At 57.8% G+C, this 16,641-nt stretch carries 16 protein-coding genes; 2 read left to right on the forward strand and 14 right to left on the reverse strand.

Annotated elements, in window-relative coordinates; all coding sequences use genetic code 11:
* Nucleotides 1-2: 2 nt before the first annotated feature.
* Nucleotides 3-278 (reverse strand): hypothetical protein, encoded by a 276-nt coding sequence (locus IEX10_RS13300; RefSeq protein WP_188676098.1) that lies wholly within the window; start codon nucleotides 276-278, stop codon nucleotides 3-5.
* Nucleotides 279-342: 64 nt separating this feature from the next.
* Nucleotides 343-3,105 carry a bifunctional [glutamate--ammonia ligase]-adenylyl-L-tyrosine phosphorylase/[glutamate--ammonia-ligase] adenylyltransferase gene (gene glnE / locus IEX10_RS13305; RefSeq protein ID WP_188676100.1) on the reverse strand — a complete coding sequence of 921 codons (2,763 nt, stop codon included), beginning with the start codon at nucleotides 3,103-3,105 and terminating at the stop codon, nucleotides 343-345.
* 77 nt (nucleotides 3,106-3,182) lie between these two features.
* On the opposite strand from glnE, the gene IEX10_RS13310 reads away from it, so the two are divergent.
* Entirely contained in the window at nucleotides 3,183-3,653 is a 471-nt protein-coding gene (locus IEX10_RS13310) for a YbaK/EbsC family protein (protein ID WP_188676103.1), read from the forward strand.
* Nucleotides 3,654-3,722: 69 nt separating this feature from the next.
* Here IEX10_RS13310 and lpxB read toward each other — a convergent pair whose 3' ends face one another.
* From lpxB to pyrH, 12 genes are all read right to left on the reverse strand, one after another.
* A complete protein-coding gene (gene lpxB / locus IEX10_RS13315) occupies nucleotides 3,723-4,901 on the reverse strand; it encodes a lipid-A-disaccharide synthase (protein ID WP_188676106.1) in 1,179 nt (392 codons plus the stop codon).
* The gene (locus tag IEX10_RS13320) at nucleotides 4,898-5,782 is read right to left on the reverse strand and encodes an LpxI family protein (protein WP_188676109.1); all 885 of its coding nucleotides are present in this window, start codon (nucleotides 5,780-5,782) and stop codon (nucleotides 4,898-4,900) included. Before IEX10_RS13320 ends, lpxB begins: the two co-directional genes overlap by 4 nt.
* Before the next feature lie 3 nt (nucleotides 5,783-5,785).
* Nucleotides 5,786-6,592, reverse strand: a complete 807-nt coding sequence (lpxA, locus tag IEX10_RS13325) for an acyl-ACP--UDP-N-acetylglucosamine O-acyltransferase (RefSeq protein WP_188676112.1) — start codon at nucleotides 6,590-6,592, stop codon at nucleotides 5,786-5,788.
* Between the two features lie 2 nt (nucleotides 6,593-6,594).
* Nucleotides 6,595-7,071 (reverse strand): 3-hydroxyacyl-ACP dehydratase FabZ, encoded by a 477-nt coding sequence (gene fabZ, locus IEX10_RS13330; protein ID WP_188676113.1) that lies wholly within the window; start codon nucleotides 7,069-7,071, stop codon nucleotides 6,595-6,597.
* An 88-nt stretch (nucleotides 7,072-7,159) separates the two neighbouring features.
* Complete coding sequence (locus tag IEX10_RS13335) at nucleotides 7,160-7,729, reverse strand: OmpH/Skp family outer membrane protein (protein ID WP_188676115.1); 570 nt, start codon at nucleotides 7,727-7,729, stop codon at nucleotides 7,160-7,162.
* 12 nt (nucleotides 7,730-7,741) lie between these two features.
* The gene (gene bamA, locus IEX10_RS13340) at nucleotides 7,742-10,105 is read right to left on the reverse strand and encodes an outer membrane protein assembly factor BamA (RefSeq protein WP_188676117.1); all 2,364 of its coding nucleotides are present in this window, start codon (nucleotides 10,103-10,105) and stop codon (nucleotides 7,742-7,744) included.
* 76 nt (nucleotides 10,106-10,181) lie between these two features.
* Nucleotides 10,182-11,525 carry an RIP metalloprotease RseP gene (gene rseP / locus IEX10_RS13345; protein WP_188676120.1) on the reverse strand — a complete coding sequence of 448 codons (1,344 nt, stop codon included), beginning with the start codon at nucleotides 11,523-11,525 and terminating at the stop codon, nucleotides 10,182-10,184.
* A 3-nt stretch (nucleotides 11,526-11,528) separates the two neighbouring features.
* Nucleotides 11,529-12,686, reverse strand: a complete 1,158-nt coding sequence (gene dxr, locus IEX10_RS13350) for a 1-deoxy-D-xylulose-5-phosphate reductoisomerase (protein WP_188676122.1) — start codon at nucleotides 12,684-12,686, stop codon at nucleotides 11,529-11,531.
* On the reverse strand, nucleotides 12,686-13,474 hold the full coding sequence (locus IEX10_RS13355; protein WP_188676124.1) for a phosphatidate cytidylyltransferase: 789 nt from the start codon (nucleotides 13,472-13,474) through the stop codon (nucleotides 12,686-12,688). The genes dxr and IEX10_RS13355 overlap by 1 nt, the downstream gene beginning before the upstream one ends.
* Complete coding sequence (gene uppS / locus IEX10_RS13360; protein WP_188676127.1) at nucleotides 13,471-14,199, reverse strand: polyprenyl diphosphate synthase; 729 nt, start codon at nucleotides 14,197-14,199, stop codon at nucleotides 13,471-13,473. The genes IEX10_RS13355 and uppS overlap by 4 nt, the downstream gene beginning before the upstream one ends.
* 44 nt (nucleotides 14,200-14,243) lie before the next feature.
* The gene (gene frr, locus IEX10_RS13365; protein WP_188676130.1) at nucleotides 14,244-14,807 is read right to left on the reverse strand and encodes a ribosome recycling factor; all 564 of its coding nucleotides are present in this window, start codon (nucleotides 14,805-14,807) and stop codon (nucleotides 14,244-14,246) included.
* A 23-nt stretch (nucleotides 14,808-14,830) separates the two neighbouring features.
* Nucleotides 14,831-15,565 (reverse strand): UMP kinase, encoded by a 735-nt coding sequence (gene pyrH, locus IEX10_RS13370; protein WP_188676133.1) that lies wholly within the window; start codon nucleotides 15,563-15,565, stop codon nucleotides 14,831-14,833.
* 131 nt (nucleotides 15,566-15,696) lie between these two features.
* On the opposite strand from pyrH, the gene miaA reads away from it, so the two are divergent.
* Nucleotides 15,697-16,629, forward strand: coding sequence for a tRNA (adenosine(37)-N6)-dimethylallyltransferase MiaA (gene miaA, locus IEX10_RS13375; RefSeq protein ID WP_188676136.1), 933 nt, complete (start codon nucleotides 15,697-15,699; stop codon nucleotides 16,627-16,629).
* Nucleotides 16,630-16,641: the final 12 nt, after the last annotated feature.

Raw genomic sequence — 16,641 nt, forward strand, 5'->3', positions numbered from 1 at the left:
TGTCAGGAAATGCGGCGCGCCCGTCCCCCTTGCCGCCCCAAGGGACGGTCCATTTTTTGCAGCCCTTCGCGCAAAACCTGCGTCATGGCATGATCAGGGGCGTTTCCTGCATATTCATCCAGCAGCGTTTGCAACATGGCGGACATATCCGCGCCAAGCTGTGTGCCCATCGCCCAGTCGAGAAAAATACTACGGCACTCCTCCGGCCCGATATCAAGGCGGTATGCCTCATAGATCAGGCCACGGGGGTCGATATCCAGATTGCCTTTGAAAACCATTATGTTGTCTCCTATTCGCCTTTCCGGTTAACAGCCGCACCGACGGAAAACAATTCTATAGGCGTCACTCCGGTGTCAGAATACGCGCAATCACCGCTTCTGCGTGGGAACATTGCGTCAGAATCTCCGACTCCAAAGCCTCCGCACTTTCAAAACCGGCGAAACCAACCACAAACCCCATTCCATCCGTGCCCAGCTTGTCTGGGTCAAACCGCCCCTCAATCACCAGCCTTTGGGCCTGTTGCACGGTACACAACAGCCGGTGCACATCCGCCAGCGCGGCGACTTCGCCATCCTTCGCAGCGGAAAGCTGGTCGCGGGGATCACGGGTATCGCTGCCTTCCAGAAGCGCCACCATCTGGGCGATCAATTCAATATCAAGAATACCGCCCGCAATGTCCTTTACCTCCCAAACCGAGGCGCGGCTGCCCTTGGCGGCCGCCAGACGCGCGCGCATCGCTGCCACATCTTCGCGCACCAGTTCGGGGCGGCGCTCCTTGGAAATCACCGTGTCGCGCACCGCATCCACCTTGGCACTGTCACCCGCAACAACCCGCCCCCGTGTCAGGGCAAGATGTTCCCAGGTCCAAGCCTCATCCCGCTGATAGGCCGCAAAGCCGTTGATTGACGTGGCCACCGGCCCCTGTCGGCCACTGGGGCGCAGACGCATGTCCACCTCATAGAGTTCCCCTTCCGCCATAGGAGAGGACAGCGCCATGATCATCGCCTGCGTCAACCGCGCGAAATACTGGGGCGCGGACAGCCCCTTGCGCCCGTCCGACATATCCCCTTCCACATCATAAAGCAGGATCAGGTCCAGATCGCTGCTGGATGTCATCTGACGAGAGCCGAGCTTGCCCATAGCAAGGATGCTCACGGATTGCTGATCAAACCGGCCATAGCGCCGGATGATATCCGCTTCGATCCACGGCATAAGCACCCGAAGCACAGCAGTGGCCAGATCGGAATAGGCGCGCTCCACTTCCTCCAGCCCTGCCAAGCGGCGCAGCATCAGGACACCGATGCGGAAATGCTGTTCCTTCTGCCAGCGCCGTGCCGTATTCAGCGCATCTTCATAATCCGTCACACCGTTCAACGCGGCTTGCGCGCCTTTCACGTAGCCATCCGCGTCCGGCAGATCGCCAAAGAACGCCCCGCTCAGCACCGCATCAAACACGCCTGTGTTACGGGCAAGATATTGCGCCAGTCCGGGTGCTGTTGAACAGATATCGAGCAACAGGTCGAGTATCTGCGGGTTCGCCTCAAACAACGAGAAGAGCTGCACGCCCGCTGGCAAGCGGCGAATAAAGGAATCAAGCTGGCGCAAGGTAAATTCCGGCCATTTCACCCCTGCGATACGGCGTTCGATCTCGGGGCGCAGACGCTCGAATATTTGGACGGACCGGCGAGATCGCAAAGCAGGCAGCGCCGCCCAACTGTCCATCTGCTCGCGCAATGCCGGATCGAGCGCGACGACCTCATTCCCGTCTTCACCATTGGACACAGGGTTGTAGAGCGTTTCAATCCGGTCATGCACACCTTGCAATCGGGCCGTTTGATCGGCCAGAAACCCGTCCACGTCAGACCAGCCTGACAGATTTGCGACCTGCGCCAGCCCTTCTTCGTTCGTGGGCATCACATGGGTCTGGGCATCGCGCAACATTTGGATGCGGTGTTCTGTTGTGCGGTGCGCGCGGTAAGCGGCGGTCAGGTTCTCTGCCACTTCGTCGGGCACCCAGCCTTTCTGCGCCAGCCCCGCCAGCGCGTCGAGTGTGCCCGAACAGCGCAGTTCCGCATCGCGCCCGCCTGCGATCAACTGCTGGGTCTGGGCAAAAAACTCGATCTCGCGGATACCACCGCGCCCGAGCTTCATGTCATGGCCCGAAATCTCTATCGGTCCGCCCAACCCCTTGTGTTCACGGATGCGCAACCGCATGTCATGGGCATCCTGAATGGCCGCAAAATCCAGATGACGACGCCAGACAAACGGGGCGATCCGCTGCAAAAACGCTGCCCCCGCCTTCATATCTCCCGCACAGGGGCGCGCCTTGATGAAAGCCGCTCGTTCCCACGTGCGCCCCTCGCTTTCGTAATACCGCTCTGCCGCATCCATCGGCACACAAACGGGCGTGACAGACGGATTGGGCCGCAAGCGCAGGTCGGTGCGAAAGACATAGCCCTCTGCCGTGACTTCGGACAACATTTTGGCCATATTCCGTGTGGCCCGCTGGAACGCCATGCGCACGTCATCAATGGTGTCATCTGAATGACGCTCGTCGTCGAACAACACGATCAGGTCAATATCCGAGGAATAGTTCAGCTCATAAGCACCCATCTTCCCCATCGCCAGAACCGCAATACCCGCACAATCGGCAATATCATCGGGGCCACAACCGGGCAGCTTTTTGCGGGCAATCATGGTTGCTATCTGCGACCGCAACGCCGTGTCTGTGGCAAAATCGGCGAAACGGGTCAGATGGTGCGTGACCTGTTCCAGCGTCCAGACACCGCCCAGATCACAGGCAGCCAGCAGTAACGCCACCCGCCGCTTTGCTATGCGCAAGGCAGCCCCAAGATTTGCGCCATCTTCAGGGTCAATCGCTGACAACAGCGCCTCAAAACAGGCCTCCGGTTCCTGCCCGAGCGCGCCTTCAAACCAGTCGGCCTCCCGCTGTAACAGTCCGCGCAAATAGCCACTGCTGCCCGCCATTCCGGCCACAAGATTGCCTGTCAGGGCTGAATGTGCGTTAAACCGTTCCCGCGCCTCAACGGCGAGTTCAGGATTATACGGGACGGGAGCGGATTTTAGCTGTGTTTCCAAGGTCATACTCGGACATTGCGCGGATCAGACAAACCCGTCAAGTCGCAGTTGCATCCCGTTGCTTTTCGGCGCAGAAATCATCCATGAGCAAAAGTCTGAAACGGGTTCAACGCCACGCAGAGTCGCTGGGCTTGAACATCACAGTGGTGGAAACCGCAATCGACACCCATACCGCGGCCCAAGCCGCGCAATCCCAAGGTTGCGAGGTGGACCAGATTGCAAAATCCATTATCCTTCGCGGCGAAACCAGCGGCGCCGCAATCCTGTTCCTGACCGCAGGCGGCAATCGCGTGGATGGGGAACAGGCCACCGCAGTGGCAGGCGAACCCCTTGGCAAAGCAGACGCCGCCCTGATCCGCAGTCAGACCGGTTTTGCCATCGGAGGTGTGTCCCCTATCGGGCATCTCAACCCGATCAAAACCTTCATGGACCCGCGCCTGCTGGAATTCGATGAAATCTGGGCCGCCGCCGGAACCCCGCGCCATGTCTTTGCGATTGCACCAGACAGGCTCCGGGACGTGACAGAGGCACAAGTCGCCTCGTTCACAGGTTAACCGACAACTCTTTTTGGGTGCAATATCCGCGGGTGAATTGCGCGGATGCGCAAGAGGGCCGGCAGGCCCTTAGACCGACCGTTCCAGAAACCCGAGAACCGAGCGGGCCGCACGAATGCCCGGATCGTCCCCGCCAAGACCAAGTGCTTGCATTGTTTGCACACAAGCCTGCTTCTGACCGTTCGCAACCTGCCGGTCCTTTAGCAGCGCCAGAAGTGCAGGCGTGATCTGGTCGGGCGTGCAGGATTCGAATAAAAACTCGGGTATTTCACGGGTTTGCGTGACGATATTGATAAGGTTCGCAGTGTCGATTTGCGCCAGTTTCTTGACCATCCGCGTGGTTAGATAATTCGCTTTATACCCCACCACCATCGGACAGGCCGCCGCCGCCAGTTCCAGCGCGACCGTGCCCGAAGTCGCAAGCGCTGCGTCGCTCAGTGCAAAAACTATCCGCTTGCGATGCTCGTTTTCTTCCACGCCTAACCCGCGTGGATCAAGGATCAACGGCGCAACGTCCCACCCCTGCACCATCGTTTTGGCCTGTTCCACCACCGCAGCGGCGGCGGGCAGGATAAATTGCACGCCGTCCACCTGCTGGGCGATCCGGCGGGCAACTTCACCGTGGATCGGCCCCATACGGGACAATTCCCCCTTGCGGGAACCGGGCAGCAGACAGACCACAGCCTTATTCAGATCAATGCCCTGCTCTTTCGCAAACGCGGCGGTTTCTTCACCCGTCGGCTGGCGTTCGGCCACGATGGGATGGCCAACGAAATCACAGCTCATGCCTGCGGCGGTCATATAGGGTGGCTCGAACGGGAGAAGTGCAAGCACATGATCCACATGGCGGGCCATTTTCGCTGCCCGCTCCGGCCGCCACGCCCAGACCGAGGGCGCAACGTAATGCACCACTTTCAGGTTCGGGCGCGTTGATTTCAGCTTTTCGGCCACCCGCAGGCAGAAATCGGGGCTGTCTATGGTGATCAGCACATCCGGCTGAAATGCGTTTGCTGCGGCCACGGTCTGTTTGATCCGACGCAACAGTTTTGGAATACGGGGCAGCACCTCTAGCAGCCCCATAACGGACAGATCGTCCATATCAAACAGGCTGTCCAGCCCTTCGGCCTGCATGGCAGCGCCGCCGACTCCTTTAAAATCAATCTCGGGATGCAGGCTGTTCAGCCCCGCCATCAGGGCGCCACCCAGCTTGTCGCCGGACGGTTCCCCTGCGAGTATGAACACTTTCACGGGGTCTCTCCCGCGCTGTCATTAGGCGCCTCGTCTCGCCCGACACCCACCAGAAACAGGCCCAACTCATCCGCCTTCGCGACGGTTTGTTCCAGCCCAAGCACCAAGACGCCGCCCGCTTGCACCGCTACACCGGCGAGACCTGCTTTGGCGGCCGCCCGAATGGTCGCGGGGCCAATGCTCGGCAGATCCGTGCGCCAGTCCTGTCCGGGTTTTGGCAGCTTGCACAGCACCCCGCGTGCGCCATTTTTGTCGAGCCGGAAAGCGTCTCCTGTTTCCGCCACAAACCGTAACATCGTATCGGTGCCTTGGATGCTCTCCACTGCGAGGCAGATGCCCTGCGCCACGACAGCGCCCTGCCCTACGTCCAGCCGTCCCGCTGCCTCTGCGATGTCAAATCCCCGCTTGATGTCAGCCCAATCCGCTTTGGAAAGCTTGGCCACCGTCTGCACCCCGCTCGGGGCAAGAAGCGTTGCAAGCACATCGTGCGCGCCCAGAACTTCCATCCCTTCGGATTCAAAAATCGCGGTAATGGTGCGCAGAGTCACATCGTCACCCGACTTCATTGCGGGCAGCAAAGTCGGGGCCAGCCGCAGGAATTTCCAATCGAACTTCAAGGGGCGAAGTTGCGGGCGCTGCATCGCACCGGCAAAGGTAACAGCGCGAAAACCGCCCGCTTTCAAGGCTTTGAACATGCGGGCGGGCTTTTCAAACTCCGCGTTGATCACTGGCAGGCCGCCGGTCCAGTCCGGTGCAAAACCGGCGAAGAGCACCAGAACATAATCGCGACCGGACCTTTGACATTCCTCGGCCAGCAGCTTGGGCAAATCCCCGTCACCAGCAACAATCGCTAGGGGTTGCAGATCCGGTGCGCTGCCCATGCCTCAGCCCGCTTTTGGTGTCGTCATATGGCGGCTGGTTTCATCAAGGATAAAATCCGTCACATCCTGAACCAGCGCGTTGGAAGCGTATTCCAGTTGCAGGCTCGACGCCCGCTCCTTCAGCGAACCGGTGCCGTTAAACAACAGACGGAAGGCGCTGCGCATGCCGTTAATGGTGTTCTTGTCATAGCCGCGACGCTTCAACCCCACAAGGTTCAGCCCCTCCAGCGTGGCCCGATCCCCAAGCACAGTGCCATAAGGGATCACATCCGCAACCACTGCTGCCAGACCGCCGATCATGGCACCCTTGCCGATGCGACAGAACTGGTGAACGCCAGAGAGCGCCCCCATAACCACGTCGTCCTCGATCAGGCAATGTCCGCCGAGCGAGGCATTATTGGCCAGAACCACATTGTTGCCGACAATACAATCATGGCCAATATGAACGCTCATCATATAAAGCCCGTCGTCGCCGACTTTGGTCAGCCCGCCGCCGCCTTCGGTGCCAGGGTTCATCGTCACGTGTTCCCGGATCCGGTTGCGCTTGCCGATCTCCAGCTTGGTCCGCTCACCGCCAAATTTTAGGTCCTGCGGAATGTGCCCGATACTGGCGAAGGGGAAAATCACGGTTTCGTCGCCGATGTCCGTCCAGCCTTCGACAACTGCGTGGGATTTCAGTTCCACCCCGCGCCCGAGCGTGACTTCCGGCCCGACCACAGCGAAAGCGCCGATCTTGCAGTCAGGGCCGATCACAGCACCCTCTTCGACCACCGCCATGCGGTGGACAGTAGCAGTTTCATGAACAGCCATGTTTACTGATCCTCTGGTGGAACCATCATTGCGTTAAATTCGGCTTCGGCCACAACCTTGCCATCCACCATCGCCTCACCGGAGAAGCGCCACAGTTTGCCGCGACCACGGATCACTTTGACGTGCAGTTCAAGCTGATCGCCCGGTGTGACAGGCTGCCGGAATTTGCATTTGTCGATGGACAGGAAGTAAACCAGCATGTCGTTGTCGATCATGTCGAGCGTCATGACCACCAGCACAGCAGCCGTCTGGGCCATCGCTTCGACGATCGTGACACCGGGCATGATCGGGCTGGCGGGGAAATGACCCTGAAAATGCGGCTCGTTGTAGGTGACATTCTTGATGCCAACGGCGCTTTTGTTCAGGTCGATTTCTTTCACGCGGTCGATCAACAGGAACGGATACCGATGGGGGATCATCCGCTTAATTTCCTGAATATCCGCGGTTAACAACGTGTTGCCGGTCTCGCCGTCTGCCATTACTTCTTCCTTTGTTCTAGAAAACCAACTTTAGCCTGCCTCGTATCACGGTTCCAGTGGAACCACAGCAGCATCGGCACACCAAAGCCTATTCAATGGATAATTCGCCTGCAGCATAGGCGGAATTCATCCGCTTTATGACAGTGTTTGTAACATCGCCGCCCTGGCTCATCCAAACGGCGCTTTCGTCCAGCACAAACATGACGCCCCGTTCCTGCATCAGCTGCACGATGATGTTTTCGGCCTGGCGGAAAAACCGGAAACGCATGGATTCCAGTGTCTTGGCCAGATCGACGGATTTCTGGTCCTGCTCGCGGCGGGTCTTTTTGACCTTGGCGTCAAAGGCCTCGGCCATTGGCGTAAACTCTTCCGCGCTCATGGATTTGCGCAGTTCGGTCAGGTCCAGTTCTTCCTGTTCCAATCGCGCTGCCAGCTCTTCGTTTTCAGCCACCAATGCCGACTGGCGTTCCGCCAGCATCTCGGACAGCTGCCGTCCAAGATCGCTGCGCTGGATCAGTGCTTCGCGGTTGATGCTGACAACCGGCAGTGCTTGGTCATAGAGCGGAAAATCCCGCGTCTGCGCGGCCACCCCCGACCCCACTGCAACGAGGAAAGAGGTTGAGAGAACCGCGCCAAGACCCAGCGTCCTGCCTGTCATCCGCACCATCCCTTAAAAGCGGGTGTCGATGGTGAAGTTGAAAGACTCGGTTTTGTCCACACCTTCTACATAATCGATCGGCTTGGCAAAGTTGAACCGGAGCGGCCCAAGCGCTGTATCCCAGAACAGAGACACCCCGATGGCTGAACGCAGTTCAAAGTCCGAAGAGGACGCTGTTGAACCACCGGCCGACGTTGTGTCCAACCCCCAGAGGCTGCCCATATCAAGGAACAAACCGCCGTAAATTCCATATTCCTCTGGCAGACCGATCGGAAAGCTCGCCTCAAGGCGGGCCACCGCGTAGAAGTTCCCCCCAAGCGCCGCATCGTAAGATTCGCCGCTGCCGTCCAAACTAACATCACGCGGACCGATCCCGTAGGATTCAAACCCGCGCAAGGAGTTACCGCCTAACTGGAACCGGTCGATAATGCTGGTGGTGTTACCGCCGAGCCCTTTCAGATAACCGCCCTCAATCTCAGCTGAAAGAACAACTTCTTCGTTAAAAATACTACGGTAGGCTTTGGCATTGGCAATAGCCTTGTAGTATTTGTCGTCGCCCGCAAAACCGGCCAGCGTCTGGTCAATGCTGAAGATAAAGCCAGCAGTTGGATCCACCGGAGAGTTCCGACGGTCAAACGTATATCCAAGGCCAACCCCGAAAGATGATTTTTTGCCCTCTTCTGCCCGAATAAGTGGCGAGGAATCTGAGTCCGGGATCACCTCGTTGCTGGCAAATTGGAGCGATGTTTCCAACGAAGAGCTTTCCCCGATAGGAAATTCGAGACTTGGCCTGATCAAGATCTGGCTGGTGTTGAACGTAAGATCGTCATCGTCTGTGGTCTGATAGGACAAGGTCATCGTTCCGGACAGATCCCGGTCGAACATCTTTGGTTCGGTGAAAGTGAAAGAGTATTCCCGCTCGTCGCTTGTTGTGCTGATTGTCACGCCGACCTGCTGCCCGCGCCCCAGAAAGTTATCTTCCGTTAAGGTGATGCTGCCGCTCAGACCGGAGTCCGTACCAAAGCCGACACCAAAGCCAAGTGACCCTGTCGGTTGCTCTTCGACGTTCACGTCAATCACAACCTGATCAGGCGCAGAGCCCTGCCTTGTTTGCACGTCCACATTGGCGAAATAGCCCAGTGCGCGAATCCGGTCGGTTGCTTCCTGAACCTTACGGGCGTTAAACGGATCGCCTTCAACGGTCTCGAACTCTCGGCGGATCACACGGTCAAGCGTATTGCTGTTACCTTCAATATCGATCCGCTCCACAAAGCGTTTCTGCCCCCGCGCGAGTTCGAAATTAATGTCGAGCGTGCGAGTATCATCGTTGCGCGTCACGTTGGGGCGGGCTTGCACAAAGGGCAGTCCCAGCTGGGCAGAGATCACGTCCAGCCGCTCCAGCGTGGTGTTCACCAGTTCAGGATTATAAACGCGGCCTTCGTTGACCTTCATCGCGCTGCGGTAATCCTCGATATTCACGTCCTGTTCGGGGCTGGACAATGTCAGTTTACCGAACCTGTATTGCTGGCCTTCCTGAACCTGAAAGTTTACACCAAAGGAGTCCCGCTCCCGCGCGAAATCAGCCGAGGACGACAGCACTTGCGCGTCGATGTAACCGCGTTTCAGATAAAAGTTCCGCAGCTTTTCCTTATCAAAGTCCAGCCGTTCCGGAATGAAAGTATCCTTGCGCACCAACGTACGGAACAGGCCCGCCTGTTTGGTTTCCAGCGCCCCGCGCAGACGGCGGTCTGAATATTTCCGGTTGCCGGTAAAGCTGATGCGGTTGACTTCAATCACACGGCCTTCGCGCACTTCAAACACCAGATCGACACGGTTGTCAGAGCGGCGGATGATCTTGGGTTCGATCTTCGCGGCCAAACGTCCAGCTTGGGCATAGGCATTCGTCAGCGCCTGCGTGTCAGCTTCCGCTTGGGCAGGGGAATAAGCGCGGCGCGGTGTGGAACCGACCAGACCGATCAGATCCTCGTCCTTCAGGCGGCGGTTGCCTTCAATGGCGACAGCGTTGATTGTCGGGTATTCGGCAACATCGATCACCAGACGCCCACCCTCGGGGCGAACCTCTACCGTTTCAAAAAGGCCGGAAGCATAGAGGTTCTGAACTGCCGTGTTAATCTGGCCGGGCGTCACATTCACTCCGGCAGAAACACCAGCGATCGAACGCACGGTATCAGCGGCAATCCGTTGGTTTCCCGACACATCCACCCGCGAAAACCGCGCCGTGGCTTGCGCATAAGCCATAGAGCTTTGCAGGGAAATAACACTGTTCATCGGCACCGCTGCAACGCCAAGCGCCAAAGCTGCACCACCGAGTTTCAAATTGCGCTTCATGCGCACTGACATCTGCGAAGTCTTCATACTGTCCCAAACCCCCAAGGTCTTCATCGAACCTTATAATTTTTCTACACCCTTTCTAATCGAACCGTTCCCGAATTCAAAGGCGCATAATGTCGTTAAAGGTGGCGAAAATCATTAACATCAGCAAAAGCGAAAGCCCGACCCCCATTGCAACCTGAAGTGCGCGGTCACTTGGGGGGCGACGGAAAATCGCCTGATAGGCAAAAATCACCAGATGCCCGCCGTCAAGGATCGGAATGGGCAGCAGGTTCATCAACCCGATCGCGGTTGAGATAAAGGCAATCATAAAGACCAGTTCCAGCGGCCCCTGCGAGGCACTGTCCCCCGAAGCCACAGCGATCCCGACCGGACCTTGCAGGTTCTTCACTGACAGACCACCCGTGACCAATTCGCTGATGGTGCGCACGAAAGTCTTGGCAAGATGCCACACAGACCCGACACCCGCATCAAGCGCACCCAGCAGACCGACGGTTTCATAGACAGGGGAAACTGACAGCCCTGCCCCGATACCGATCATCATCCGTTCGCCAAAGCTGCCGTCCTCTTTTTCATAGGCCATAGAGCGTGGCGTGATCGCTAGATCTACAACTTCGGTGCCGCGCAGAACCTTCATAGACACCTCACGCGATGTCATTTGCTGCACGATAGTTTGCAGTTCAAAGAAAGAGGCAATCGGCTTGCCGTCCATTTCAATGACCAGATCGTCTTTTTTCACACCGGCCTTGGCAGCAGGAGTCACCGGATTGACCGACGACACGATTGGCAACCACGGGAAAGGCCCGCTCACCGACAGATCCTCGCCGTTCCGTTGCACGCCATAGGTCGGGGTGCTGTTTTCATCGGCGCGGAATTTGAATTCCTCAAAGTCTTTCCAGACCGACACAGGCTGGCCGTTAAAGCTTTGGATTTGGTCGCCCGATTGCAACCCGATGGTTTCACCGGGTACGGATTTAACCTCTCCAACCACCAGATCGCTGGAAGGACGGCCCGATCCCATTGCAATCAGGCCGAAGATGACGATGGACAGGATAAAATTGGCGCCTGGCCCCGCGAAAACGGTCAGAGCACGTTTCCACAAAGCAGCGGCTTCGAATGTGCGGGCGCGCAGGGATTCAGGCATTGCCTCTATTGCGGAGCGATCCGCACCGCCGCTGGCCGCATTGGCATCGCCGAGAAACTTCACATATCCGCCGAAAGGCAAGGCGGCGATCTGCCAGCGGGTGCCCCGTTTGTCTGTCCATGTTTTCAGAACCGGACCAAACCCCATCGAAAACGCCTCGGCGTGAATGCCACACCAGCGCCCGACAATGTAGTGCCCAAATTCGTGGATGAAAATCACGACACTTAACACGATAATGAACGGCACCAGAAAGGTCAGCGTACCCCCGATCAGTGGCACATAGGACAGGAAATCAAACATTAACTAAAACCCTTTCTGCGCGGCTTCTCCCGCTCTCACACGCGCGATTGCATCTGCGTCAATCACGTCTTTTATGCTGAGTGTATCATTGCCAGCCACATCTGTCTGCGCCAGTACAGCGCGAACCACACGGGCCATGTCAAGAAACCCGATCTTGCGGGCAAGAAACAGATCCAGCGCGGCTTCTTTGGCCGCATTAAACGCCGCCCCAGCCAGTCCGCCCATCTGCATGGTTTGGGTGGCGAGTTCGAGCGCCGGAAACTGTGCCGGATCAGGATGCTGAAAGCTGAGCGCACCAAGTGCGCCAAAATCCAACCGCTCTAGCGGGAGGTCAACGCGGTCCGGCCAGTTCAGCGCAAAGCCGATCGGTCCGCGCATATCCGCCGGCCCCAGATGCGCCATTATCGCACCGTCCGCAAAGCCGACCATCGAATGAATGATGGATTGCGGGTGGATGATCACTTCGATCTGTTCGGGCGTCACATCAAACAGCGCGTGGGTTTCCAGAACCTCCATCGCCTTGTTGAACATGGACGCACTGTCGATGGAAATTCGCTGCCCCATATCCCAGTTCGGATGGGCCATCGCCTGTTCCGGTGTCGCCGTTTCCAGCGCCTTGGGATCGGAATGCAAGAACGGCCCGCCAGACGCTGTAAGGATGATCCGCTCGACCTCTTTGTCCGCACCACCGATGCACTGAAAGATTGCGGAATGTTCGCTGTCTACAGGCAAAAGCAGCGTGCCATTGTCCGCGCAAACCTTGGTCAACAAGGCCCCCCCACAAACGAGGCTCTCTTTATTTGCCAGCGCCAGCGTCTTCGTGTTGTGGGCAATCGCCAGACTGATCTCCAGACCGGCAAAGCCCACGACGGAAGACATCGCCCAATCCACAGGAATGGCGGCGGCTTCTAGCACGGCATCGCGTCCGGCGCTGGCTTTAATGCCACTGCCTGCCAAAGCATCCTGTAATGCGGGCAGCAATTCGGCCTGCGCGATAACGGCATGTTCGGCGCGCAATTCCCGTGCTTGTTTGGCCAGCAGTGCCACATTGGCCCCACCGCTGAGCGCGACGACCTGAAAATCTTCGGGTTTGCGGGCAATCAGATCAAGGGTGTTCTGCCCGACCGATCCTGTCGCCCCGAAAACGGAAACGCGGCGCATCAGCCTAGCCCCAATGCTCCGGCACCGCCAAGGGCAAGCACCAGACCAAGCGCGCAGGCCGCGCCGATTGTTCCGTCAAACCGGTCCCAAAGCCCGCCGTGTCCGGGGATAAGATTACTTGAGTCTTTAACCCCTGCCCGCCGCTTCATAGCGGATTCCAGAAGATCCCCGATTTGCGCGGCAATCGCCACGACAACGGACAGAAGAATTATACCAGCGCCGCCCAGACCGGACAAATAGGCCAGCCCCCCAACCAGCGCCGCAAGAACCCAGCCGCCAACCGTACCGGACCATGTTTTCTTCGGGCTGATCCGTGGCAGGATTTTCGGCCCGCCAATCATCTTGCCTGCAAAGTAGCCGCCAACATCGCTTGCAACGACAACCACCAACAGCCACAACGTCCAGCCGATGCCAAAGTCACTGCGCAAAATCTGAAGCGTGTAACAGCCAACTGTGATAGCTACCGCAGCCAGCAGCACCGCCACAGGACGGTTGTGGCCAAGAAACACCGCACCAAGCAGCAGAACCGCCAGCACCACAGCCCAAAGCACCGGCAGGAACATGGCCGCCAGCACCACGGCCGCCAGCAACAGGCCAAAAACGTAGTTAATCAAAACAGGGCTAGCGTGCATCCGGCTGGTTTCCCAGCCCAAAAGACCGGCAGCGATCACCAAGAGCACCCCGAAGGCATCGCCCCCGACCCAGACCAGCGCCAGACCGACAAAAACCAGCGCCAGCGCAGAGATAATCCGCGTGCGCAGGTCCGAAAAATCCGCGCCGGATTTCATTTCGCGACAGCCGCGCCGAAACGGCGGTCTCTGGAACGGAACTGGTTAAGGGTTTTGACCAACTCGGCCACAGTAAAATCGGGCCATGCGGTTTCGGTAAAGACGTATTCTGCATAGCAAGCCTGCCACGGCAGAAAGTTAGAGGTCCGACACTCACCCGAGGTACGGATAATCAGATCAGGGTCCGGCAGGTCTGATGTGTCCAGAAAGTTGCCGATCATTTGCTCTGTAACATCCGCAGGGTCAATCATCCCCATCTTCGCCGCTTTGGCGATCCGACCGACAGCGCGGGTGATTTCATCCCGCCCGCCATAGTTCAGCGCGATGGTCAGTTTCAATCCGGTGTTGGTTTCCGTCAGCTTTTCCAGCTCGTCCATGAGAGAGCGCAGCTTGCGGTCAAGCGGCTTGCGGTCCCCGATAAAGCGCACGCGCACATTATCATCGTCAAGGGTAGCAGCTTCACCGCGGATGTAGCGTTTAAACAGGTTCATCAGCCCCGTAACTTCCCGTTCGGAGCGCTTCCAGTTTTCAGTAGAGAACGCAAAAACGGTCAGAAAACCGATGCCGTAATCAGGTGCCGCGCGCACCACTTCGCGCACACGGTCCACCCCTTTAACATGGCCTTTCAGCCGCTCCAGCCCACGCGCGGTTGCCCAGCGCCCGTTGCCATCCATAATTACCGCAACGTGATCCGCTTGGGCCACAGGGTCTGTTTTCTGCATCATTTGCCTGCCATATCAGACCTTACCTGCGCACCGGCGGGACCGGTTTACACCTGCATGATCTCTGCTTGTTTGGCTTCAAGAGCCTTATCAATATTTTCAATTGCCGTATCGGTCATTGTCTGGATTTCTTCAGACCAGATTTTCTGGTCATCTTCACCCATGCCGTTATTTTTCGCTTTCTTGACCTGATCCATACCATCGCGGCGCACATTTCGTACAGCCACACGTGCCTGTTCGGCGTAATTGCCAGCCACTTTGGCGAGATCCTGCCGACGCTCTTCGTTGAGCTCGGGGATCGGCAGACGGATGGTCATGCCATCGCCCACAGGGTTGATCCCAAGGCCGGAGTTGCGGATCGCTTTTTCTACAGCGCCGATCAGGCCCTTATCCCAAACAGTCACAGTGATCATGCGGGGTTCGGGAACATTCACAGTGCCGCATTGGTTCAACGGCATCATAGCCCCATAAGCATCCACCATCACCGGCTCCAGAATAGAGGCCGAAGCCCGTCCGGTGCGCAAAGACGCGAATTCGGTTTTCAGCGCAGTCATTGCGCCATCCATGCGACGCTTCAGGGCGTCTACGTCAATTTCGATATCGTCACTCATAGCTCTGTCTCCAAGCGCGGGTCTCAGCCCACTTTCGTATATGTGCCTTCGCCGCGCAAAATACCGGCAAAGCCGCCGGGTTCATCCAGCGAGAACACCACAATCGGCTTGTGGTTGTCCCGCGCCAGCGCAATCGCCGAGGCGTCCATGACCTTCAGATGCTTTTGCAGCACTTCGTCATAAGATACTTCATCATAGCGCACTGCATCCGAATGTATATTGGGATCCTTGTCGTACACACCGTCTACCTGAGTGCCCTTGAAAATCGCCTCGCAGGACATTTCATTGGCCCGCAAGGTCGCGGCTGTATCGGTGGTGAAATACGGGTTGCCGGTGCCTGCTGCGAAAACGCAGACCCGTTTCTTTTCCAGATGGCGCACAGCACGGCGGCGGATATAGGGTTCGCAAACCTGATCCATCGGGATCGCACTGATCACACGGGTGAACACCCCGAGACTTTCTAGTGCGCCCTGCATCGCCAGCGCGTTCATAACGGTCGCGAGCATACCCATATAGTCGGCGGTGGTCCGCTCCATGCCCTGCGCACTGCCCTGAAGGCCGCGAAAGATGTTGCCCCCACCGATTACCAGACAGATCTCAACCCCGAGATCGTGGACAGATTTGATTTCTAGGGCAATTCTCTCGACGGTGGGGGGATGCAATCCGAACCCCTGATCGCCCATCAACGCCTCGCCGGAAATTTTCAGAAGGACACGTTTGTATGTCGGTTTCTGCTCGTCATGCGATGCGTCAGCCATGCGCGATTCCTCGATTTTTGTGCTTCGGCGCAAACTGTCCCAAAATCGCGCGTGATTCAATGGCAAATTGCGCCCTGATCCCCTAGAAGAACTCCCGAACCCGACCATTAGACAGCGATGTTGCGAAAGATATGACACAAAGCGATGCACCGATCCTGATTGCAGGCCCGACAGCTTCTGGCAAATCCGCACTGGCCCTGCGTCTGGCGGCGCTGACAAATGGCTGTGTGATCAACGCGGATGCGCTTCAGGTTTATAGCTGCTGGTCGGTTTTGTCCGCCCGCCCCGACGAAAGCGAGACGCGTCAGGCACCCCATCGCCTGTACGGGCATGTCGGGAAATACGACAGCTATTCCACCGGACACTGGCTGCGGCAGGTGGAAACCTGTCTGACAGAGGCGAAATCCGAGGGGTTGCGGCCGATCATCATAGGGGGCACCGGATTGTACTTTGGTGCGCTGACACAAGGGCTCGCCCCGATCCCGCCGGTGCCAGATGACATCCGCGCGGCTGGAAATGCGCTACGGCTGGGCGCGGGAAAAGACGGGTTTCTGGCTGATCTGGAACGGGAAGACCCTGAAACACTGTCCGGTATCGACGCCAACAATCCCGCACGCCTGCAACGGGCTTGGGAGGTTCTGCGCACCACCGGCAAGGGTTTATCCCGCTGGCAGGCCGACACGCCGCCCCCGTTGGTTGATCCGGCCAAGGCAGTACGCCTGCACCTTGATGCAGACCGCGACTGGCTGGCCGAACGGATCGAGCGGCGTTTCGATCTGATGATGGATCACGGCGCACTGGAAGAGGTGGAAGCCTATATCGCTGATGGCTGGGATGCGACGTTACCATCTGCGCAGGCAATCGGGGCGAAAGAGCTGGTTGCATATCTGCGCGATGAGCTTGATCTGCCAACGGCCATAGACCTCGCCAAGGTGCAGACCCGCCAGTATGCGAAACGCCAGCGCACGTGGTTTCGCAACAGGATGCGTGACTGGACGCGACTTGACCCGCAAAAAGAGGTTACGGAACAAACGCTTGAGAAATTGGCCTCAACCTTTTCTTGATTCGATTCGCTG

The organism is Neptunicoccus cionae (assembly GCF_014643735.1).
In the GTDB taxonomy this organism is placed as follows: Bacteria; Pseudomonadota; Alphaproteobacteria; order Rhodobacterales; family Rhodobacteraceae; genus Amylibacter; species Amylibacter cionae.